Source organism: Streptococcus sp. VTCC 12886, assembly GCF_049893425.1.
GTDB lineage: Bacteria > Bacillota > Bacilli > Lactobacillales > Streptococcaceae > Streptococcus > Streptococcus suis_AA.
The window spans coordinates 41,736-64,407 of the sequence record NZ_JBMVJB010000001.1 but is presented as its reverse complement, the minus strand read 5'-3'; the positions used below and the strand labels follow the sequence as shown (position 1 = coordinate 64,407).

At 39.9% G+C, this 22,672-nt stretch carries 21 protein-coding genes; 10 read left to right on the top strand and 11 right to left on the bottom strand.

Annotated elements, in window-relative coordinates; all coding sequences use genetic code 11:
- Positions 1–15: 15 nt before the first annotated feature.
- From ACPC57_RS00250 to gla, 4 genes are all read right to left on the bottom strand, one after another.
- Entirely contained in the window at positions 16–2,481 is a 2,466-nt protein-coding gene (locus tag ACPC57_RS00250) for an FAD-dependent oxidoreductase (RefSeq protein WP_434066061.1), read from the bottom strand.
- Between the two features lie 147 nt (positions 2,482–2,628).
- Positions 2,629–3,240, bottom strand: a complete 612-nt coding sequence (locus tag ACPC57_RS00245; protein WP_171989565.1) for an NUDIX hydrolase — start codon at positions 3,238–3,240, stop codon at positions 2,629–2,631.
- Between the two features lie 112 nt (positions 3,241–3,352).
- Positions 3,353–4,885, bottom strand: a complete 1,533-nt coding sequence (locus ACPC57_RS00240; RefSeq protein ID WP_434066060.1) for a helicase HerA-like domain-containing protein — start codon at positions 4,883–4,885, stop codon at positions 3,353–3,355.
- 131 nt (positions 4,886–5,016) lie between these two features.
- Positions 5,017–5,862 carry an aquaglyceroporin Gla gene (gla, locus tag ACPC57_RS00235; RefSeq protein ID WP_217374261.1) on the bottom strand — a complete coding sequence of 282 codons (846 nt, stop codon included), beginning with the start codon at positions 5,860–5,862 and terminating at the stop codon, positions 5,017–5,019.
- A 139-nt stretch (positions 5,863–6,001) separates the two neighbouring features.
- Here gla and ACPC57_RS00230 point away from each other — a divergent pair, with 139 nt between their 5' ends.
- Positions 6,002–6,802: a formate/nitrite transporter family protein gene (locus ACPC57_RS00230; RefSeq protein ID WP_130554378.1), complete on the top strand. Its 801-nt coding sequence runs from the start codon at positions 6,002–6,004 to the stop codon at positions 6,800–6,802.
- 34 nt (positions 6,803–6,836) lie between these two features.
- On the opposite strand, the gene ACPC57_RS00225 is transcribed toward ACPC57_RS00230, so the two are convergent.
- Both ACPC57_RS00225 and ACPC57_RS00220 read right to left on the bottom strand, forming a co-directional pair.
- Positions 6,837–7,532, bottom strand: coding sequence for an LrgB family protein (locus ACPC57_RS00225; protein WP_172036830.1), 696 nt, complete (start codon positions 7,530–7,532; stop codon positions 6,837–6,839).
- The gene (locus ACPC57_RS00220; protein ID WP_434066059.1) at positions 7,525–7,905 is read right to left on the bottom strand and encodes a CidA/LrgA family protein; all 381 of its coding nucleotides are present in this window, start codon (positions 7,903–7,905) and stop codon (positions 7,525–7,527) included. The genes ACPC57_RS00225 and ACPC57_RS00220 overlap by 8 nt, the downstream gene beginning before the upstream one ends.
- A 341-nt stretch (positions 7,906–8,246) precedes the next feature.
- Between ACPC57_RS00220 and ACPC57_RS00215 the strand changes: the two genes are divergently transcribed.
- The 4 genes from ACPC57_RS00215 (at position 8,247) to ACPC57_RS00200 (ending at position 10,968) form a co-directional block, all read left to right on the top strand.
- Entirely contained in the window at positions 8,247–8,573 is a 327-nt protein-coding gene (locus tag ACPC57_RS00215) for a PadR family transcriptional regulator (RefSeq protein ID WP_434066058.1), read from the top strand.
- On the top strand, positions 8,560–9,315 hold the full coding sequence (locus ACPC57_RS00210; protein WP_434066057.1) for a DUF1700 domain-containing protein: 756 nt from the start codon (positions 8,560–8,562) through the stop codon (positions 9,313–9,315). Before ACPC57_RS00215 ends, ACPC57_RS00210 begins: the two co-directional genes overlap by 14 nt.
- The gene (locus tag ACPC57_RS00205; protein WP_434066056.1) at positions 9,312–10,361 is read left to right on the top strand and encodes a hypothetical protein; all 1,050 of its coding nucleotides are present in this window, start codon (positions 9,312–9,314) and stop codon (positions 10,359–10,361) included. Before ACPC57_RS00210 ends, ACPC57_RS00205 begins: the two co-directional genes overlap by 4 nt.
- 100 nt (positions 10,362–10,461) lie before the next feature.
- Entirely contained in the window at positions 10,462–10,968 is a 507-nt protein-coding gene (locus ACPC57_RS00200) for a phosphatidylglycerophosphatase A family protein (protein WP_130554381.1), read from the top strand.
- 43 nt (positions 10,969–11,011) lie between these two features.
- On the opposite strand, the gene ACPC57_RS00195 is transcribed toward ACPC57_RS00200, so the two are convergent.
- Complete coding sequence (locus ACPC57_RS00195) at positions 11,012–13,471, bottom strand: YhgE/Pip family protein (protein WP_434066055.1); 2,460 nt, start codon at positions 13,469–13,471, stop codon at positions 11,012–11,014.
- Between the two features lie 129 nt (positions 13,472–13,600).
- Here ACPC57_RS00195 and ACPC57_RS00190 point away from each other — a divergent pair, with 129 nt between their 5' ends.
- The 4 genes from ACPC57_RS00190 (at position 13,601) to ACPC57_RS00175 (ending at position 16,754) form a co-directional block, all read left to right on the top strand.
- On the top strand, positions 13,601–14,134 hold the full coding sequence (locus tag ACPC57_RS00190; RefSeq protein ID WP_434065429.1) for a TetR/AcrR family transcriptional regulator: 534 nt from the start codon (positions 13,601–13,603) through the stop codon (positions 14,132–14,134).
- An 80-nt stretch (positions 14,135–14,214) separates the two neighbouring features.
- Positions 14,215–15,198, top strand: a complete 984-nt coding sequence (locus ACPC57_RS00185) for an ABC transporter ATP-binding protein (protein ID WP_172036837.1) — start codon at positions 14,215–14,217, stop codon at positions 15,196–15,198.
- Positions 15,191–15,970 carry an ABC transporter permease gene (locus tag ACPC57_RS00180; protein ID WP_172036838.1) on the top strand — a complete coding sequence of 260 codons (780 nt, stop codon included), beginning with the start codon at positions 15,191–15,193 and terminating at the stop codon, positions 15,968–15,970. Before ACPC57_RS00185 ends, ACPC57_RS00180 begins: the two co-directional genes overlap by 8 nt.
- A 1-nt stretch (position 15,971) precedes the next feature.
- A complete protein-coding gene (locus ACPC57_RS00175; protein ID WP_217374265.1) occupies positions 15,972–16,754 on the top strand; it encodes an ABC transporter permease in 783 nt (260 codons plus the stop codon).
- A 385-nt stretch (positions 16,755–17,139) separates the two neighbouring features.
- Here ACPC57_RS00175 and ACPC57_RS00170 read toward each other — a convergent pair whose 3' ends face one another.
- The 3 genes from ACPC57_RS00170 to ACPC57_RS00160 are packed head-to-tail and all read right to left on the bottom strand — an operon-like array spanning position 17,140 to position 20,065.
- Positions 17,140–17,946 carry a Cof-type HAD-IIB family hydrolase gene (locus ACPC57_RS00170; RefSeq protein WP_277837490.1) on the bottom strand — a complete coding sequence of 269 codons (807 nt, stop codon included), beginning with the start codon at positions 17,944–17,946 and terminating at the stop codon, positions 17,140–17,142.
- 1 nt (position 17,947) lies between these two features.
- A complete protein-coding gene (locus ACPC57_RS00165) occupies positions 17,948–18,784 on the bottom strand; it encodes a Cof-type HAD-IIB family hydrolase (RefSeq protein ID WP_289647180.1) in 837 nt (278 codons plus the stop codon).
- A 9-nt stretch (positions 18,785–18,793) separates the two neighbouring features.
- Entirely contained in the window at positions 18,794–20,065 is a 1,272-nt protein-coding gene (locus tag ACPC57_RS00160) for a CapA family protein (RefSeq protein WP_277837492.1), read from the bottom strand.
- A 270-nt stretch (positions 20,066–20,335) separates the two neighbouring features.
- Between ACPC57_RS00160 and ACPC57_RS00155 the strand changes: the two genes are divergently transcribed.
- Positions 20,336–21,526: a chromate transporter gene (locus tag ACPC57_RS00155; protein WP_172036844.1), complete on the top strand. Its 1,191-nt coding sequence runs from the start codon at positions 20,336–20,338 to the stop codon at positions 21,524–21,526.
- Positions 21,527–21,640: 114 nt separating this feature from the next.
- Here the strand turns inward: ACPC57_RS00155 and ACPC57_RS00150 are convergent, their stop codons facing one another.
- Entirely contained in the window at positions 21,641–22,579 is a 939-nt protein-coding gene (locus ACPC57_RS00150) for a dihydroorotate oxidase (protein ID WP_171989573.1), read from the bottom strand.
- Between the last annotated feature and the right edge of the window lie 93 nt (positions 22,580–22,672).

Here is a 22,672-nt window from a genome sequence, read left to right as displayed (position 1 = left end):
CCATCCGATTTTTTTCTAAATAAATAATTGCATATTTGCCTGCTCACTGTCCCCGATAAAGGTTGCTACACCGCCATACTCAACAAAATCAAATAATTCTTCTTTTTCTATCCCCATTAAATCCATACTCATCGTACAAGCCACAAATTTAACACCCAATTGATGTGCCTGCTCAATCATATCAGGAAGAGAATCAACATTTTTTTGCTTCATAATGTATTTGATCATCGATGCTCCAATTCCTCCCATATTCATCCGAGAAAGTGGTAAGTTATTCGCTTTGGAAGGTAACATGATATCAAATAACTTGGCCAAGCCTGACTTTTTCACCTTTTGTTTCTTAAGAATAGATAGGCCCCAGAAGGTGAAGAAAATCGTTACCTTTTTCCCGTATGCAGCTGCACCAGAAGCAATAATCATTGAGGCTAAAGCTTTATCCAAGTCACCACTGAAAACAACCATCGTTGCACCATCTTTTGTCTCCTTTAAAACTCCCTCTTGCCCTAATGACGGTAGATTTTTCATCTCGCTCTCAGAAATAGAAGACTTCCCTTTCACAATTGTCGCAAGAACCTTTCCATTTTCAATCTTGTTTGATAGTAGAGTATTTCCAGTATTTTGACACCAAGCTGCAAGGTCTGCACCAAAGCCGAAATCACTTGCTTCAATCTCCATTTTTTGACCAATAGACATCTTATCTATTTTTTCTTTCACTTTTAAAATTGGTCCCGGACATTGTAAGCCACAGGCATCTAGATGTATGATTTCTGAAGGCTCTTTAAGGTCTTCACTTTTATGTCTTGTCTGATTGAAAGATAGATAATCTAGTGGTTTTATGCGATAATGAGCAGTTTTATAAGTTTTATAGCCACCATCAAGATTTTTTACATCAAATCCTGCTTGACTTAATATGCGTGCAGCATTGTAGCCACGATGTCCTACTTGACAGTAAACATATATTGGTTGATTTTTGGGAAGTTCTCCCAACCGTTGGCGCAATTGATTTAGAGGTATGTGGTGACTAGACTCTATTGTACCAGTTGCTAGTTCAAATTCTTCTCGAACGTCCAATAAAAAGGCATTATTACTTATCAATTCATCAACTTGTGACCATTGGAAAGTAGCTACTTTCCCTGAGAGGATGTTATCAGCAGTATACCCCAGCATGTTGACTGGATCTTTGGCTGATGAATAGGGTGGAGCATAAGATAATTCAATACTAGCTAGTTGGTCTGCACGTGCTCCAAAACGCATGGCAGTCGCGATCACATCTATCCGTTTTTCTACACCCTCTGTCCCAATTGCTTGGGCTCCTAATATTTTCCCATCTATTCCAAACAAGAGTTTTAGGGCAATTGGAGATGCTCCCGGATAATAACCTGCATGTGAATTTGGATGAATATGGATCGTTTCATATTCAATACCTGCTTGTTTTAATAATCTCTCACTATTTCCTGTGCTAGCTACAGTTAATTCAAACACTTTAGCAACAGCTGTTCCCTGTGTACCGAAATATCCTGCATCACTACCGTTGATGATATCAGCAACCAATCTTCCTTGACGATTGGATGGCCATGCAAGTGGGATATGGGTCGGCTGACCACTAACCAAATCAATGACTTCAATTGCATCACCAATGGCATAGATATCAGGTTGACTCGTCTGCAATTGTTGATTAACCTTGATGCCCCCTTTATAGCCCAATTCAAGCCCAGCAACCTTAGCCAACGTATTTTCAGGTAGGACTCCGATTGATAAAATAGTCATATCTGTTTGAAGGGTTTTGCCACTGGTTAGAAGTAGCTCTCTTCCATTTTGTCGAAACTCCTTTAGGCCATCATTTAAAATCAAATTAACACCATGGATGTTCATCTGTGAATGAATGAGTTGTGCCATTTCTATATCAATTGTCGGCATAACTTGGGGGGCCATCTCAATCAACTGAACCTGAATTCCTAATTCCACTAAATTTTCCATCATTTCAAGTCCGATAAACCCACCACCAACAACGGTTGCTGTCGCAATCTGGTTTTCTGCGATATATGCCTTTATTTGGTCCATGTCAGGAATATTTCGTAAAGTAAAGACATTATCAGCCTCTTCTATACCAACTATCGGTGGCACAATCGCTTTTGCACCAGTGGAAATAATGAGCTGATCATATGACTCGACATAGCGTTCACCTGTTTGATGATTTAGCACTGTTACACTTTTACTCTGCGGATTGATTTCTAGCACTTCTGAAAAGTTCCTAACATCCAATCCATATTGTTGATTCATCCCATCAACTGTCTGAAGCAATAAATTTTCGCGTTCCTTAATAACTCCGCCAACATGATAGGGAAGTCCACAGTTCGCGAAAGAAATATACTCTCCCTTTTCAAATAGAACAATCTTGTCCTCTTCATTTAAACGACGCAACCTCGTTGCAGCTGTTGCACCACCCGCAACTCCACCAATAATAACAATTTTTTTAGACATGAGGTACTCCTAAATATTCTTTTTTATCATTATATACCCTGCGGGGTATGTTGTCAATGTTCTATTATGTCTTTTTCACCAGTTTAACTCCCCTGCACTTAGGAACTTGCTATCTATCCGTACAGAAAAATAAAAACTCCGCCAACTTTACGGCGAAGTTTGTTGATTAATAATTTCAGTGAATCTGTGGGTAAATTGAGCTGTCATTCCCCATATATTTTCAGGAAGTTGTTCATAGAATGGAATAGAGCGCTTTTGATAACTAAATGGGTAACTAATTCCTCCTCTTAATCGTTCAAAAGGAAAATCACATTCTGGAACGACTTTAGAATCCAATTGATAATAGACAGGTTGGATTGTCAGCAGGGTGGATAATGGCACCGTAAATATCCGAGCAACCTCTTCGTTAGGGACGATAGTCATCCAATCCAGATTTAACCGTCCTACAAAGCAATGAATGGTCGAGCGCTCAAAGACCAAATAATCGATTTCTCCAAGTATATCAATTTGTTCTGGTTGAATATTTAGTTCCTCCACAGCCTCCCGAACAGCTGCTTGCTGTGGTGTTTCTCCTTCCTCAACTCCTCCACCAGGAAATGAGACTTCTCCAGGCTGAGAGATTGATTCACTGCGAACTTGATATAGAATCTGCCATTGATTCTCTGACCAAACCAATGGTAGGAGGACTGAAAAACATCGTTTTTCGCCTAAAGGTTGAGGAATATAATTTGCCAATAGTTCTTCCAATTGATTCGGCATCGCTTACTCCTTTTTGTACTAACTAGTGATTTATTTCTATCATAACGAATTTACAGTTAGAATGCAAGAAGTTTGTCTCTAAGTATGAAATAAAAAAAGAAGGAGATGACTCTCACTTCCCTTTTAACATGCCCATAATACCACGTGTCACCACGCGCCCAACTTCCCGACCAACCTGACTCATCAAGTTTTTGGTAAAGCGATCCATTACAGAATCGGTTTTTCGGCTGGTTGGTTGATTGGCTCTTTGAGCAGCTTTAGCCGCTTCTTTCTGTGCTTTTTCTTCCAATTTTGCCTTTTCCTGAGCTTCTTTTTCCGCCCGTTTTTCCTCCTCAGCCTGCTCTGCTTTTTTGATGAGTTCAGCTTCTTTAGCCTCTGTCATGGCTAAAATCTGCTCATGGGCAGATTCACGGTTGACCGCGTCAGCATATTTTTCCATCAAAGGAGAATTATTAATGACTGACAAAAGGGCGCTTGGCTCCACCGTTCCAAGCATACTCTTTGGAGGGTAAATCAATACTCGATCCGCAAAGCTTGGTGTCCCGTCAGCTTGCAGAGTAGACACAACCGCTTCACCTACCTGCAATTCCTGAATGACCTTAGCCAAATCCTTCCCACCTTCTTGACGGAAGGTTTCGGCAACAGTCGCGACTGTCTTGAGCTCTTTTGGTGTAAAGGCGCGAAGACCATGTTGGATGCGGTTGCCCAACTGAGCTGCCACGCTATCAGGAATATCCGTCGGATTCTGCGTTACAAAGAAGACACCAACACCTTTTGAACGAATCAAACGAACAATCAATTCAATCTTTTCAAGAAGAACTTTTGGAGCGTCCTTGAAGAGAACATGAGCCTCGTCAAAGAAGAAGACCATCTTAGGCTTGTCCAAATCGCCCACCTCGGGTAGGACTTCATAGAGTTCTGATAAAAGGCTGAGAAGGACTGTCGAATAAAGAGTTGGTTGATTGAATAACTCAGTAGCTTGAAGGACGTTGATAACACCACGGCCATCTTCTGCTGTACGCATCAAATCAGCAATGTCAAGACTGGGCTCACCGAAGAAAATCTTACCACCTTGTTGCTCCAAAACAACCAAGCTACGCAAGATGGCACCAACCGAACGAGCTGGAATATTTCCATAATATTGGCTCAGCTCTGCTGCATTTTCGGCTACAAAATTGAGCATAGCACGCAGGTCCATTAAGTCAACCAAGAGAAGTCCATGCTCGTCTGCCACTCTAAAAACGATGTTCAAGATGGACTCCTGAGTATCATTCAAGCCCAGCAAGCGCGTCAACAAGACAGGCCCCAGCTCTGAAATAGTCATGCGGACAGGAGTCCCATTTTGCCCCAAGACATCCCACAACTCAACTGGATAAGCAACTGGACTATAATCTGAATAGTGGGTCTTCTCCAGACGACTAGGATCAATCTCCTTGGTATTGGCCGCAATCAAACTATTCAAGTCGCCCTTGATATCTGATAGGAAGACTGGAATGCCCGCATCACTCAACTGCTCTGCCAAGACCTTTAAGGTTACGGTCTTCCCTGTACCTGTCGCACCTGCGATGATTCCATGACGATTGAGTCGCTTCAGCTGCATCTCCGCTCGACTGCTTCCATAACCAAAAGCAATAACATCTGACATATTCTAGCCTCTTTTCCGGTTTTTTCTAGCTTTATTGTAGCATAGTTTCTAGGAAAATAGCAGAGCAGACAACCGAATCACCTCAGTATCCATAAAACAAAAAAGAAAAACCCGACGAATCGGGTTCACTATTAAAGATACAATAATTTGAAAAGTGCAATAGCAACAATTGCAGCAAGAATTGGAGCACATACACCAACCCAAGCATACCACCATTTTGAATCAGCCTTGTTTTCACCAAGAACAGATTTTGGAAGTAGGGCATGGACGATACGTGGACCAAGGTCACGCGCTGGGTTAAGACCAGGACCTGTTGGTCCACCAACAGCAGCCACAAGAGCCATAACTAGGAAACCAATTCCAATGTGAGCAACAGCAAGTGAACCTGATGTATATGGCGCAACCATTGTTTCAGCAACTGTTTTGTCGTAACCTTGTTCAATGACTTTACCAACAAGCTCTCCACCAAAGAAATTCTTAGTCAAAGCAAGAGCACCAAAGAACAATACAAATGAACCAACAAACTCATTCAAGAAACCATTGATCGTTGCCGCTTTACGACTTTCTTTTGTACCATTGTCAAGCGCGTTGATCGTTGAGAATGAACCCAAAATATGGTTTGGATTTTCCGTTTTCATAAAGTATGGTTTATAAACCGTTACAATAACCAATTGACCAAACATTGCACCTAACAATTGAGCAACGATATACTGTGCAACATGTTCCCATGGGAAGAGGCCTGATACTGCCAATCCGAGGGTGAAGGCTGGGTTGATGTGGTTTCCAGAAACATTACCAAACATCAATGCTGGCATCATAACTGCCAAACCATAACCAATCGCAATCAGAATCCAACCAGAGTTGTTTCCCTTAGTGCTTTTAAGGTCAGCGTTTGCAACTGTACCGTTACCAATGATGATGAGGAGTGCAGTCGCAATAAATTCAGTGATATATTTCACTGTCCATGTAACATCCATATTTTTCTAAATTTCCTTTCAAAAGTTGAATTATTTTGGACAACAACCATTTTATCAAGTATAATAAACAAAGTAAAGCCATTCGATAAAAAGAAAACGTTTACTCGAAAAAAGTAGTAGATAAAGTGAGGAGATTAGGATGGGAGCTACCCAAGTTACACTACTATATACAATTGAAAAAAGCAATAAGAAAAAAGCAGATTTGTTTGAACACAGCTTTTCTGCCTACGCTGTTCGATCGATGTTAGCCAGCCTCTATCTAGGTTTGGGGATTGTCATTTCTCTTTATACGGCAGATAAACTAAACCACGTCGCAGAAGGGCTCGGAAAATTTAGCTACAGTTTGATGTTTGGCTGGGGATTACTCATGATTTTATATATGAATGCCGAACTTGGAACATCCAACATGATGTATATGACTGTTGCCATTCACCGAAAAACAATTCCTACTAAAACAGCCCTCAAGATGTTGGCAACCTCTATCCTTTTCAATTTCATCGGCGCTGTCCTTGTTTGTTACTTGGTCTCACTGACTCTACCTTATCAGCACGTTGATGCTCATAGCTACCTATTTGAAGCGACAGTGACAAAACTAGAAAAAACACCTCTTACCCAGTTTATTGAAGGAATCTTTGCTAATATTATTGTGAATATCGGCGTATTTACCTTCTTACGCATCAAAGATGATGCCGGACGTCTCATTTCCGTTATTTTCATCATCTTTATCTTTGCTTTCTTGGGATATGAGCACGTCATCGCAAACTTCTCTCTCTTCTCTTTAGCCTTCTTCTCAAATGGTGGACCAGTTGAGGGAATGAACCTATTAAGTGTATTAAGCAATTTCCTCTTTTCTGGACTAGGAAACTACGTTGGTGGCGGTCTCTTTATCGGACTTCTTTATAGTTGGTTGAATAATCAATCCAAACTTTATGTAGACTAAAAAAACTACGGTTGGAATTCCAATCGTAGTTTTTTTATTGTAAGATAATCTGCGCAACTATAGGACTAATCACCACATACATGATGCCTGTAATCCCAATAGCTAAGCCAGCCATCGCCCCTTGCGTATGCCCATATTTTATCGCTGTACCCGTTCCAATGGCATGTCCTGTTCCTCCCAAAGCAAGACCAACAGCTACCGGGTCTTCAATTTTTAGTAGCTTTAAAAAGACCGGACCAAGAACACTTGTCAGAATCCCTGTTGCAACAACGACTACAAGAGTAACTGTTGCTATTCCTTGCATTTTATCAGTAATACCAACAGCCATAGCAGTGGTGACAGATTTTGGAAAAAGAGAGATTGCTAGAAAAAAATCCATCCCAAACCATTTGGCAATCAGGGCAGTAAAGACAGTATTGACAATACAAGCAGCAAAAATTCCCAATAAAATACTTCGAATGTGATGTTTCATTAGATGGAAAGAACGATATAAAGGAATTCCTAGAGCTACCGTTGAAGGCACAATAAGCATATTTAGATAGGAACCTCCTGCATAATATTCCTTATAGGAAATACCTGTCATTTTTAAAAAGACAATAATCAATCCTGTAGCTACCAACAGTGGGGTAGTGATTGGATGAGGAAATCTCCGATAGATCAGCATTCCAATTAAATATGCTGCAATTGATAACATAATACCAAAAATAGGATTGGAAAAAAGTTCAGTCATGAATTCCCTCCGCATCAATGTAGTCGCCCTCAAACTTCTGCTTCACAAATTGGACAACAAAACCAATTACTAAGATATTTAAAAAAATGGCGCCTAAGATGACGATGATAATAGGAAGTAAATAATCTTTAATTGCATCAAATCTCTCCATAATCCCAACCGCTGCAGGCAAAAAAAGAATGGTCATGTTAGCCAGCAAAAAATTTCCAACCGTATGAATGTGGCGAAGACGAATTAATTTGAACTCTAGGGCTAAGAATAGGAGGATTAAACCAATGATACTTCCCGGAATAGGAAGATGAAAAATAATCGAAATAGCTTCCCCTAAAAATGAAAATACCAGAATAATCATAAACTGAACATATAATTTCATTCCATTCCTCCATTCAACTCCTATGGCCGTTTGTAATACACGAATTATGTCCCCAACATTAACAATTCCTTCATTTCAGATAACCCTCACAGTATGAAATCATAAAAATTGCTATTCCATACATTAAGTTTACTACTCTGAAATTATTTTTCAAGGTGATAAAACGTTTACACCTGAAATCCCTTGAAAATAGTTTGCGGATATTTTTTACATATAAACGCTTGACAAGATTGGTTTACGGGTGTATATTTTATATATATTGAAATTTGATATATAAAAGATAAAAGCATATATCAAAATAATACCCAAGATTGCCAAAATAAGTGAAAGGAGTGACAGACATGCATTTTCCCGTTCCTGCTGTGCTGACAGAATTTCTCATCCTGGCCATTTTAGAGTCAAATGATTCTTATGGTTATGAAATTTGTCAGACCATTAAGCTGATTGCCAACATCAAGGAGTCCGCCCTCTATCCCATCCTAAAGCGATTGGAGCAAAATGACTTTTTAACGACCTACTCCCGTGAATACCAGGGAAGAGTGAGGAAATATTATAGTTTGACCCAATTGGGGCACGAAGAATTGGTCCGATTAAAAGATGACTGGGATACATATACTAACACGATAAACGGCATTATAGAAGGGAGCGTCCGCCATGACAAGAACTGAATACATGGCTCAATTGGAAAAATATTTGAAAAAATTGCCTCATAAAGAATTCCAAGAAGCCATTACTTTTTTCAATGAATATTTTGACGAAGCTGGTCCAGAAAAAGAAACCGCTATCATGGAGGAATTAGGTTCCCCGAAAGAAGCAGCCAGTGAGTTGATTACTAACATATTAAACCGCCATATTCAAGTTGAAGATGTTCAAGAAGTGAATGATGAACCAATCAACTATAGACCACTATACATGGTAGCCGGTCTTGTCCTTGCCCTCTTACTATCTGTATTTTTCCTCTTTATCGAACCCCTCCTTGGCATCGCTGGGATTTTTATCACTTCGATTGCAGGAGCCTTTTACTTAGGAAAAAACTTTCAAGAAGTTAGAAAAGCGAAAAAAGTTATCTGGTTAGCCATGCTGGCCATCGTTACACTTCCAATTGCCATACCCGTTCTCCTTATCTTACTTGGTGCCTTAGTAGCTCTCGTCTTGCTAATAATTGGTTTCATCATGGGAGGATTCGTTCTCGGTGTCGGACTATTTGTCAGTGGAGGCTATCTTATCTGGGAAGGATTTAGTCTACTTTCACATGGCATCGGTGTATTCCTACTAGGATTCGGTAGTGGCTTAACCATGTTAGGCGGAGCGTTATTAGTCTGTCTAGTGACTCTTATTTTTGCCTATTGGTCTTGGAAACTAGTTAAAGCTTTTTTCCAATGGATATTGAAAAGAGGTAAACGAGCATGAAAAAGAAATTACTCATTGCTAGCATTACTGGTTTTGTCTGCTTGATACTCGGTTTGATTATGACAGGGATTGGCTTCTTCTCTGGAGGGGTTGATCAATTAAGTAATGTCGTGAAACCAACCTACAAAGAGCAATCCTACAAGCAATTAGACTCTGTTCTAATCAACGGTGGATGGGAACGATCCATTCGTATCATCGAATCTGAAGACAGTGACTATCACGTTCGGTACCATGATTTTGAAAAAGGATTCCAACTTCCCTTCCAAGTTACAGAAAATGATGGCGAATTGATTCTTGATTCTATTGTTTCTGATTTCAAAATCAGCGGTATCATGCAGTTTCTTGCAGAGAACGTTGCTACTCGCAACTACGAGAATCTAGAGGTTACCATCGAAATCCCAAAAGGGAAAATACTGAAAAAATTAGAATCCGGTACGAATGGTGAACTTTCTATAGAAGGTATCCATATCGAACAAGTTTCACTTTATGGCAGTCCGTCCATTATCCGATCTACTATCGAGAACGGAAGTATTAATACGGACTATGGAAATGTCTACATTGAGGATTCAACCCTTAAAAATCTGACCGCTACTGGTTATGCTAGTAGTTTCCATATCTCAGATAGCCAGCTGGAAAATACAACCTGGGGACAATACGATAGTATAGACACTTCCAATATCACTGTAATTGGTGAAAATAGTTTTACGGGTAATGGGGAATATCCACACACAAATTCACGTATCAATTTATCTGAGAAAAGCCAAAAGGAGGCTCTACTTACTGCAGAACTCTCAATCGATAAACGAAAACTTTTCTATTATGCAGAAAGCGACCTGACGGATGAAGAAATTGAGAGTATAATACAAGAAGATGCCAATTTACAGGAACAATTAAAAGAGATTGGAATCTTCCCTGAGGGCGTTTATAAGGAACAAACAGTTACCATTGGAGACAATAAACAAACTTTTACAAGTGGAAAAAAAGATAGCAAGAATAAATTGACTATCACTTCCACAAATGGAGTCATTCAGCTTGGTAAAGAATAGTCGCCCTAAACACTGGCAGATATCGTCGAGATACATTACTGAATAATATCTGCATTTTTTTACCAAAAAGACTCAATCACACACTAAGGAGGACTCATTTATGTCTACTAAACCTCTTCAGATTTACTCCTATGATCTCTTGAAAGAACGAGGTGTTCAACTTGAGGATATTGCTGACCTAGTCATGCATCTACAAAATAAGTATATCCCACATTTGACACAATCAGAATGCTTAGAAAACGTTGAGGCAGTATTAACGAAGCGAGAGGTACAAAACGCAATTATTACTGGAATCGAATTGGATAAATTAGCTGAACAAGGAGCACTTTCTCAACCCCTTCAGTCTATTCTGATGACAGATGAGGGGTTGTATGGAATTGATGAAATTATGGGATTGTCAATCGTCAATCTTTACGGTACGATTGGCTTTACCAACTATGGATATTTAGACAAATCAAAACCAGGAATCATCGCCAAACTCAATAGCAAGGATGGGGTGCATTGTCATACTTTTCTAGACGATATCGTTTGCGCAATTGCAGCCGCTGCTGCTAGTCGAATCGCACATAACGACCCCGATAAAAGTGCAATTACCAACCAAAATTAACTGAAAAACCAACTGTCCACATTGTGAGCAGTTGGTTTTCTAATTATTCATTATTCTGATTATAAATCAAGAGACCTAATCCCATGAAGCCTACTAAGAAGAGGCTCAGCATCCAAACTTGATGACTACTATTTCCAGCCATAGAAATGGTTTGACGAAGACCTGAAACAGAATACGTCATTGGAAGATAGGGCTGAATGACTTGGAAGAAGCGTGGGCTAAGTTCGATCGGATAGGTACCTGCGCTTGAACCCAGTTGCAATAACAAGATAATTAAACTTGCAAAGGAACCGAACCGATTATTCCAGCCCACCAAGGCTGTAACGAGGACCATAAAGGTCCATGAGGCCAAAAGAATTAATCCCAAGGTTGCCATTGGATGAGCCGGATCAACCCCAATTAACAGAAGAACTCCATATAAAATCAGTGCTGCCAGACTGGCAATTGCGCCATTCAATAACAGTTTCCCTTTAGCCCAATCCCAACGATTTTTGTAGGAACGATTATCAATGTGTTTGACAAAAATAACATTCGTAGATAAGGCTGCAACCATTAGTGCGACAGATACCATATAAGGAGCCATTCCGACACCGTTGGTCTTCACATCATCTTGGTCACTGTGTTCCAAGGTGACTGGTTGAGAAACTGCTTGTGCATTTTTGTCTTCTACAGAGATGACTGATAGTTGTTGACTGGCTGAACTGAGTGAATTTGTTAGGGTTTCACTGCCGACAAGTAGGGTCGAAATACCACTTGTCAAGGTTTGCCCACCACTAGCTAATTGATCCGCACCAGCAATTAATTGCTGACTACCAGAAGCCAGTTGCCCTGAACCACTGACAAGTTGACTAGAGTTAGCAGCTAAGGTTGCCAATCCTGATGTTAACTGGCTACCTCCAGATTGGATACTACTATTGTTAGCAACCAACTGAGCTCCACCCTCTGCTAGTTGGGCAACACCTGCTGTATATGCTGTCACCCCTGACATGAGTTGACTAGCTCCACTTGACAGTTGCGTTTGAAGTTGACTCACACCACTCGTCAAGGCTTGAGTTCCTGGTAGAACTTGCTTGTTCAAAGCTGTGTTGACCTGACTTAAGCCACTTGATAGGTTTTTAATGGCTGTTGTAGCACCTGGTAATGCCTGATTGGCAGCCGTGTTGATCTGACCGACAGCTGATTGCAATTGACCTAACTGCGTTCCAAGACCAGAAAGACTTTGTAGACTAGATAAGGCTTGACTCAGTTGAGATAATTGGCCCAAAATCGTTTGGGCTGCTGCCACTGTTGTAGAAGGCGAATTTTGGAGGGCTCCAACCAATTCAGCTTGCTGATCAGCTGTCAAGCTTTGATAGGTAGCCGTTGCTTGTAAGGCTGCAATGCTGGCTGTTTTATCGGCTTGTGCTGCAGTTAACAATCCTTGAGCTTGAGCACCCATCTCCGTCAAGAGACTAGATAGAGTAGTGGTATTCACTGCAACTCCTCCGATACTTGATAGGCTATCATTTAATTGGTTGATGGCCACTTGCAACTGAGGAAGCCCTGTCAATAAGGACTGTATCTGACTAGACTGTTCGGCAGACAAACTAGTTGAACTAGCGAGTTGCTCCAAGCCTGCCTGCAATTGATTGGCTCCTGTTACCAGTTGTTCAACCTGACTTGCTCCTGATTGCAATTGTCCCACCCCAGCGATGAGCTGAGAGGAATTGGCATTTATTTGTTCCGCACCTGAAGCAAGACTCGCTACCCCATTTGTGTAGGTGGTTAAGCCACTGGAAAGTGTTTGACTTCCTGAAGCAGCCTGATTGACTCCATCTGTATAAGACACAACTCCGGTGGCCAATTGGTTTGCTCCTGTCACGAGTGATTGGCCTGATGAAGATAAGGTAGATAGGCCTGATGATAGAGTCTGACTTCCGGTTTCTAATTGACTAGCTCCATCTGTCAATTGTTGACTTCCATCTGCCGCCTCAACCATACCAGATTGAATCTCTCCCATGCTGTCAAAAACAGCCGAGGTGTATGTTTCAGTAATCGTCTCTGAAACAGATGCTTTCAATTTTTCCATAGCTGATTCACTCATCTTTGAGGCGACAAAGCTGTGACCTTTAGATGTTTGATAGGAAATTGTTAGATGCTCTGGCTGGTCCGTTAAGAGACTAGATGCTTTTTCTGACAAATCTTCTGGTAGGGTAATGACCATATAATAGTCCCCTTCTTCCAAACCTTTTTCTGCATCTTTTTCTGATACAAAGTGGAAATCCAGACTCTTGCTTTCTTTCATATCATCCACCATATCATCACCAATGGTTAAGGTTTTATCTTGAAAGGTTGCAGACTGATCTTGGTTTACAACTGCTACAGGTAGCTGATCCAATCGTCCATAAGGATCCCACATAGAGGTTAGGAAACTAAGATTGTATAAGGCCGGGACACAAGCTATACCAATAATGGTAATCAAGGTCATTGGTCTAGTGAAAAAATTTTTTACTTTTTCTGACATAAAAACTCCTCCTCTTTAGACACCCTGTCTAAAAACTGATAAAATACATTATACAAGTATCATTTTCAAAATCAAGTAGGAAGAATTGTTTTTAGACAATGTGTCTAAAAATGTTCAAAAGGAGAGAATATGGAAACAGATAATCGAAAAGAACGAACTCGTCAAGCCATTTTAGAAGCAATGGTGACTTGCTTAGAAACTCAAGGATTTAATGAGATTACAACCACCCATCTCGCTCAGACAGCAGGAATTAGTCGCTCAAGTTTTTATACCCATTATAAGGATAAGTATGAATTGATTGACTCCTACCAACAAGGCTTATTTCACAAGTTAGAGGCCATATTTGATCGCTATGATGGAAATCGACAGTCCTCTTTCTTAGAAATTTTTGAACTACTCTACCGTGAAAAACTATTATCATCCTTACTGACCCATAATGGTACCCAAGAAATCCAAAATTTCCTCATCAACAAAGTACGATTGCTCATTTCAAATGATTTGGCTGAACGTTTGGGTAAAGAGGATCTATCCTCACTCGAAAAAGAATATCGGAGTATCTACTTTTCCCACGCCTTCTTTGGAATTGTACAAGCATGGATAAAAAACGGGAAGCAAGAATCTCCTCAATATATGACCGATTTCCTTATTAAAATGTTGCCGTAATGCTTCATTTTTCGTTCCAAATCTCCTTAATTGTGTTATACTAAATGTTGCGCAAACGTTTTCAGTGAGGAGATTCAGATATGATTCAAGCAGAGCATCTATCAAAAACTTATTCAGTTATAGATAAAGAAGTCGGTTTAAAAGGATCAATTAAAGCCTTTTTCAAACCAAAGAAAAAATTAATTCCAGCAGTTCAAGACATTTCCTTGCAAGTTGAGAAAGGAGAAATTATTGGATATATTGGCTCAAATGGTTCTGGTAAGTCAACCACAATCAAAATGTTAACTGGAGTCTTATTTCCTGACCAAGGACAAGTCCGCATCAACGGGTTGAACCCACAAGAGCAGCGTAAGGAAGTGAATAAGCAAATTGGCGTCCTCTTTGGGCAAAAATCGCATCTTGATTGGAATTTACCCGTACAGGAATCTTTTATTCTACACGCCAAAATTTATGATGTTCCAGATCAGCTATTTAAAGAGAGATTAACTGTATTGATTGACTTATTGGATTTGTCAGACATCATGAAGCAACCTATCCGTAATCTCTCTTTAGGACAACGAGTTCGCTGTGAATTTGCAGCTATCTTTATTCACCAACCTGCCGTTGTCTTTTTGGACGAACCGACCATCGGCTTGGATGCCAGCGTAAAGGAGACTATTCGCTCCTTTATTCGCTACATGAATCAGCAATATCAAACCACCTTTTTGATTACTTCCCACGATATGAAGGACATTGAGAGTCTCTGTGAGCGGATTTTCATCATTGATAAAGGCAAAAAAGTTTACGATGGTTCTCTGACCATTCTAAAAGAACGGTTTTCCACTATCAAAACCATCCTTTTTTCCACAGAAAAACCAATTGAACAGGACTTACAATTGGAAGGCTTGGAATTTGTTCGTAAAGATGATTTTCACTTTGAAATTCACTACCAAAGTAAATTTTGGACCAGTGCTCAGGTGATTGAGCAAGTCTTCAATCACTTTACTGTGGAAGATGTTACCATGAAAGAATTGGAAATTGAAACCATGGTCCGCCAAATTTATGAGGAGGGTATTCATGCGTAAATATTTCTATATGACCCGCCTGACTATGATGACTGCCATGCAATACAAGGCTTTCTTTCTAGCAACCTTCGTTTCACTGGCAGTGAAGATCTTGGTGGCTCTCTATGTCTGGAAAACTATTTTCTTTACTCAATCTGAAGTCAACGGTTTTACCTTGCAGACTTTTACCACTTATATTATTTTCGCGAATTTACTAGCCAGTTTGAATTCTTTCTCACTGGGTGAAGATTTATCTTATAGTATTTTGAAAGGGAGCATTGCTGGAGAATTTCTCAGACCCTACTCCTTTATCCTAGCCCTCTTTTTCAAAGATTTAGGAAATAAACTGTTGGAACTCTTTAAATTTGGACTAGTATTTATCGGAATCTTGCTTGTTCATCAAGATTTCTATTTGCCTGATGGGAAAACACTACTCCTTTTTCTCGTCAGCTCCATCCTCGGCATGTTTATCGTCCAGCTACTTGATATGGCTTTTGGATTTTTGGCTTTTTTTACAGTCAACGCTTGGGGCGTTATGCTCTTAAGAACCGGTCTCTTCAATCTAGCCTCTGGAGCACTCTTGCCACTCAGCTTTTATCCAAAGGCCGTGGAAAACTTTTTAAAGCTATTGCCCTATAATTATGCTGTTAATGTCCCTATCTCCATTTTACTTGGGCAAGAAAGCGATCTAAGGGCTTTGGGCTTGCAAGTTCTTTGGATACCTTTTCTCGCTATTTTTATTGTAGGCCTTTGGTCTCAAGCCAAACGACGCATTGTCATTTTTGGAGGTTAACATGAAAAAATATATCAGCCTCTACTTGTATAATATCAAAGTCTTCATGATGGCTCAGATGTCATTTCGCGTGGACTTCTTTATCGGGCTCTTCTCCTCTTTGATTGAACAAATTGTCTATCTCATTTTCCTCAACATTCTCTTTGGAAACATTAAGGAAATTGCCGGTTTCAATTACGGCCAAATGCTTTTCATCTATGGAATTGCAACAGTCGGTCGATCTATTCACTTAATTTTCTTTGATAATCTTTGGGTATTTGGTAGTCGCTATATCCGACAGGGAGAATTTGAACGACTCATATTGATGCCTGTCAATCCACTCTTTCAACTCATTTGTGAACGAATTCAGCCACAAGGAATTGGAACGACGCTTATCGGTTCCATTGCCCTCTTTCAAGCTTCCAAAGAACTTGGCCTGGAATGGAGTCTTGGCAAACTAATCTTACTCATTTTTATTACAATTTGTATTGGCCTACTCTATGCAGCAATACAGCTTGGACCTACTGCTCTAGCTTTTTGGATTGTAGAGTCTTTTCCATTAACTATGGGTATTTTTTCCCTCAATCAGATGGCCCAATATCCTCTAAATATCTATCCAAAAATCATTCAAATTCTTCTGATATTTGTCTTTCCTTACGCCTTTACAGCTTATTTCCCAGCACTCTATTTTTTAGATTTATCTATGTGGGGACTGGCCTTGCCACTTGTCCTTATCGTCATATTTAGCATCAATTACAAAATCTTCCGCTACGGCATGACCAAATTCACCAGTGTAGGTGGTTAAAGAAGTCCGGGGGACTTCTTTAAGTTGGAAATAAAAGACAGCGGAGCTGGATGTCTGTAGCTGAAGTCCGGGGGACTTCTTTAAGTTGGAAATAAAGTCAGTGACCGTTGCTTTTTGAGTGTTTTAGTTTGGTTTTAGTCCTAGGCGACAAGCTACAGACAGTACGGCCTTCACCTCAGTTCCTTATCAGACTAGGCGACGCTGATGCAGATAGAGCCCTGTTACTATTTTATTTCAAGGTAACAGGCTGAAAGGCTCCACTGGAGCCTTTCACTCATCAAATCAAGTCAACAACATCTGCTTTTGATTTTTGAAGAGTATAATCTAAATGACGATATCATTACCTACTAAAACAGCTTGACCGCCTTTAAGCAGTCAAGCTGTTTTAGTTTGAGGTCAGCAGTACTTGTTCAACCACTTCTAATACTCCTGATTGATTATTTGAAGGAGCGACAAATTTTGCTGCTCTAATCACTTCCTCTGGACTACCTTCCATCGCATAGGAATATTTAGCATATTCAAGCATTTCTAAATCGTTACCACTATCACCAAAGACCATTACTTCATCAGGAGAAATCCCCCATCGACGGGCAAGAAAGTCTAAAGCGACACCCTTATTCACTCCAGGAGGAATAATATCAATAAAACCAAATCCACTTGACACAGCACGAGCTTGTCCGTGAGTAGCCTGATTCAGTTCCTCCAATAATGCTGAAACTGTCTCTTTAGGTAGATTAAGAGTAATCAGCGTAATCTCATCATCTGGTAACTGCAAGAGGCTTTCCACCTCCTCACAGACAAAATTATGACCTTGAATTAATTGTTTAAAATCATCCTTCACATCTTTTGCATAATAAAGTGCTTTAAAACCACTAACGGAACAAGATTTAAGTAAATCTTTTTGATGTAATATTTCCAGTACTCGCTCAACAACAGGCTTCTCAAAATGTGTATCAAAAATTCTAACACCATTTTCCACAATAACGGCACCCACTTCAGAAACAATAGTCATATGATTTGCCTCTTCCGTAAAAAAAGAACGAATCTGTTGGTATTGGTTTCCAGAAATGGCCGCTACTCTAATCCCCTGTTCTTGTAGTTGTTTAAATATTCTCTTGAATCTTGAACGATCATAATCGTTTTGTGAGTTTAGAAAAGTTCCATCCATATCAAAAGCAACTAAGCGAATCATATTATTCTTCCTTTCCAATATAATTTTCTATTACACGAAAAACACCAGCTTGACTATGGTGGGGAGCCAAGTATTTTGCAACAGCTTTAACATTGTCAGTCGCATTTTCCATAGCATAGGAGTACCCTACGTAGGACAATAATTCGATATCATTGTCTGAATCACCAAATGCCATCACGTGTTCAGGATCAATCCCTAAACTGTTCAAAACTTGCTCCAAGCCCCAAGCCTTATGAATACCATGTGGTAAGATATCAATTGAGCCATAACCGCTTGTTACTGCAACTAATCGACCTTGAAAAGCCTGATTAAACCGCTCAGTTAGTTGATCTACGCGATTTTCAGTCACCCATAGACCGACCTTATAAATCGGATCAGTGGTGGGATAAGTATTGAGATTTTCTAAGTATTTCACTCGATTTTGGAAAGCAGCCATTTGTGCAGGCTCGATTGGTAAATCAGTTCCTGCAAAAGGCATATTTGCTCCTACCTGCATATAAATATTTTCTTCATTTGATAACATCAGACACACGTCAGCCCATTGACCACTGAAAAAATCTAAAATAGCCTTCGTTTCCTCTTGCAGAATAGTACGACGAATAAGTGTTTTACCATTCTGATAGACATGAGCCCCATTATCTGCTACAAAGATTAGTCGGTCTTCAAATCCTTTACAAAGTTGCAGTAATCTAACCATTCCATTGCCGCTAGCAATCACAAAAGGAATATTTTTTTGATTTAACTGATTCAAAATGATAGAAAAACGTTCTTTATCAAAACTTCCCTGACCATCTAAAAATGTTCCATCCATATCTGTTGCGATTAATTCAACCGTCATTTTTTCTCCTTACCAGTTTAAGTTAACAAAATCTTTCATTTCCTGATAGGCTGTATCCACACGCGCCTGTGTCTCAGGGTCCAATTGTCCATAATACTGCCCACCAGCAATCCAATCTTCTAATATATAGGTTTGATAAGTGAATTGTTCATAGCCTTCTGTTGAATAAGTACCCTTTGAAACACGACTAACCCAGGTGGGATGAGCTTGAGCTGCTTGAATACTTGTCTGACCATCCTTTTTCTGAATGGTCACATCCATTAGAACACCTCTCTCAGTCCACTGGGCATTAGGGGTATCTCCCATGGTTTCTATACGCTGATTAGACAGAAAATTTCCCATAGAATAGATAATCAATTTTTTCTGGCCGTCTTTCTCAATAATTTCAGCTGGTTCAACCACATGAGGATGTCCTCCAAAAATGATGTCTGCTCCCCAGTCTACCATTTCCCGATATAGACTCGTCTGTTCTTCCGTTGGTTGCAACTGGTATTCCACACCCGTCTGGGGCATGACAATGGTAATGTCCGCCTCTTTTTCAGCCTGTTCAATCTCTTTTTGCATCTTTTCTTGATTGAAATCTGATAAATATGCATCATATTCCTCTTGACTCAGCAAAGCCTCCATCCCATTGAAACCATATGCATAGGCTAATACTGCAATTCGAATACCATTTACCTCACGAATATAGACTGGAGCAGTTGACCGATTTCCGTCGGAAAAGACTCCAACCGTGTCCACCCCAGCTTGCTGGAAAGCATTAACTGTGGAAATCAGACCTGAAAGATGAGAATCTAGGATATGATTGTGAGCCAAGTCCACCAAGTCATAGCCTGCATCATGAATATTGGTGGCAACGATGCTGGGGGCATTAAAAAGTGGATACCCCGCCAAATCAAAATCTGGCGAAATAGTCCCTTCAAAATCTGCAATAGCAAAATCTGCCTGGTCTATCCAGGGCTTGACATAGGTAAAATTCTCCGAAAAATCATAACTCCCATCAAATTGCTCTGACCCTCGAAGAATTGGTAAATGATACAGTAAATCCCCATGGGCCATAATCCGAACAGTATCTACTGTTGAAGCATGACTTGATGGCGTGACCTTACTAGACTCAGTTTGTTGTTTTTCTGCCGGCTGACTTTTTCCTGATGTGAAATATTCATTTAAAAGTATGATAGACAACAATACTCCGGCTAATGCACAAATGAAGAAAAAGTGTCCTCTTGTCCGTGATACTGCTCGTCTATTTCTGCGACCATAGCTAGTTCTTCTTCCCATATCAATCCTCCTCATATTAAGTCCTTTACTTACTTATTATACGACTTTTTCAACGAAAAATCTAAAACAATAGTGTTCACAGACGATAAAAAAACAACCAATAGAAACATAGCATATCCTATCTATCTCTTAAAAAGGATATAAAAGGAGCAACATAAGTGTTTCAGTAAGTTCTGGACTGTATTCAGTTGTTGCTCCAATCAAATTGTTTCGAATTTTGTGAATAAGTATGATAGACTGAAAGAATAGGAACTGTTACAGGAGAATGATATGAAACAAGCTATTGAGACACGTGAGTTCATAAAAACCGTCGTTATCTGTACTCTTGCATCTTACGGGGGACCAGAAGCCCATTATGGCGTTTTCAGTAAAGAAATGGTTGAAAAAAAGAAGTACATTAGCCAGGAAGAATTGACTGAACTGATTGGCATATTTTCATTGCTCCCAGGACCTTCTAGTACTCAAACGATTACTGCGATAGGATACCGTGTAGGTGGTCCAATAATAGCTCTCACAACACTTGGCATATGGATAATGCCAGCCCTCTTTACGATGAGCCTTTTAGGAATTATTTTAGATTGGTTGACATATCATCAACAATGGCAGTCGTTACTGACCTTTCTTCCTGCAACAGCGATTGCCTTTATTACTTACGCTGCTATTCAACTAACCCGCAAGGTTATTCACTCCAAAAATGATGGGCTTGAGTATCTTCTCTTTTGTTGCTTGGCTTTTCTTTTTATTCCCTGGTCTGTCTGGATGGTACTTGCATTGTTGCTATTCGGTGGTTTCTTAGGAATCCTTCCAAATCTTTTCAAGGTCCGAGATGAAATGAAGCAAGTAACAACGCATAGCAAGCCCAAGTGGTTTTTAGTTGGAATCATCCTTTTACTAGCTGTTTCTTTTGAGTCTGCAACTTTTTTCTGGGGTGGAAATATCTCCTTATTTTCTTCCATATACCGTTATGGTTATTCCGTCATTGGTGGTGGTCAGGTCATGATTCCTCTAATGATCCAAGATTTAGTTAATGGACAACATTTCCTAAACCAAGTTGACTTCTTAGCAGGTTATACATTAGATCAAGCTGTTCCCGGACCCCTTTTTAGTTTTGCTGCATTTGTTACTTCACGCTCATTAACAGGCTCACCTTTTCTTATTCTATTGCTAGGTATGGTTGGAGGAGCACTGATCTTTCTGCCCGGGACATTATTGGTCTTTTTCGCAACTCCACTATGGCAAGAATACCGCAACTTGCACTATGTACGACATTTTCTAAAAGGTGTCTCAATTGTCGTTGCTGCGATCATTACATGGACTGCCTTCAAACAAATGCCACTACTCAATGATTCGCTTAGTATGTGGTTGGTCTTCCTCGCCTCACTGGCTTTTCTTCTTTATAAAAAAATACCTGCTCCACTCATTGTGATGGCAAGCCTATTATTAGGCCTCTTATGGGGATAATTGGTTTCCAACAATAGAAAACAAAAACTGGCAGTATGCTTACTAAGATCAGTTATTGAAACTGTCTACAAGAGTATACTTCCAGTTCTTTTCGTTCTCAATTATGTCATTATGTTAATCATCTAAATGCTGTAACTTCCCTCGGAAGTCTTCAATACTGTGATAGCCTTTTTCAAGCATGATGGCTTGCAATTCAGCTGTGATTCGTTCAAAAGCAACAGGACCTTCTTTATGAAGAGTAGTCCCAATTTGAACCATACTAGCACCACATAAAATATGCTCAAAAGCATCACGTCCCGTCAGAACACCACCTGTTCCAACAATCTGAATTTCAGGTTTCAACCGTTGGTAAAAGGCATGGACATTGGCAAGGGCAGTTGGTTTGATATATTCTCCTCCAATACCCCCAAAACCATTTTTGGGTTTGATAACAACTGATTCATCTTCAATGTAGAGACCGTTACCAATTGAATTGACACAATTGACAAAGGCTAGTGGAAACTGATTAAAGATTGTTGCTGCTTGATCAAAATGAACAATATCAAAGTAAGGTGGCAACTTTATACCAAGCGGTTTTGTAAAATACGTGAATACTTCGCGCAAAATGGCTTCCGTCGTTTCAAAATCATATGCAATTTGTGGTTTTCCGGGAACATTGGGACAAGAGAGGTTTAGTTCTGTTAATCCTTTAAAGTCACTAGCCTCTACTGTTTTTAAAATCTGATGAGTTTCATCTGGCGACATTCCAACTAAGGATAAAACAAATGTGCGTTCTGGTTCCGTTTCCTGCAATTCCAACAAATAATCCAAATAATAATCCAAGCCTTGATTCGGCAAGCCCATCGAATTAATTGAACCAAGTGGCACATTCTGGTACCGAGGTTCTGGATTTCCCGAACGATATTCTAAGGTTGCTGTTTTTGTAACAAACGTTCCTGCTGCAGACTGTTTCACTTCATTCAGCTCTTCCTTGGTCATACACCAAACACCAGCTGCATTCATCAAGCAATTATCAAACTGAAATCCACCTAAACTTGTTGCTGTTGAAACCATATTATCCTCCATATAGGTCATTCTCTCTTGATTATATCATAAGAAAGAAATGGATTTTCTTCATTTACAACTAACGTTCGGATTTTTAAAAAT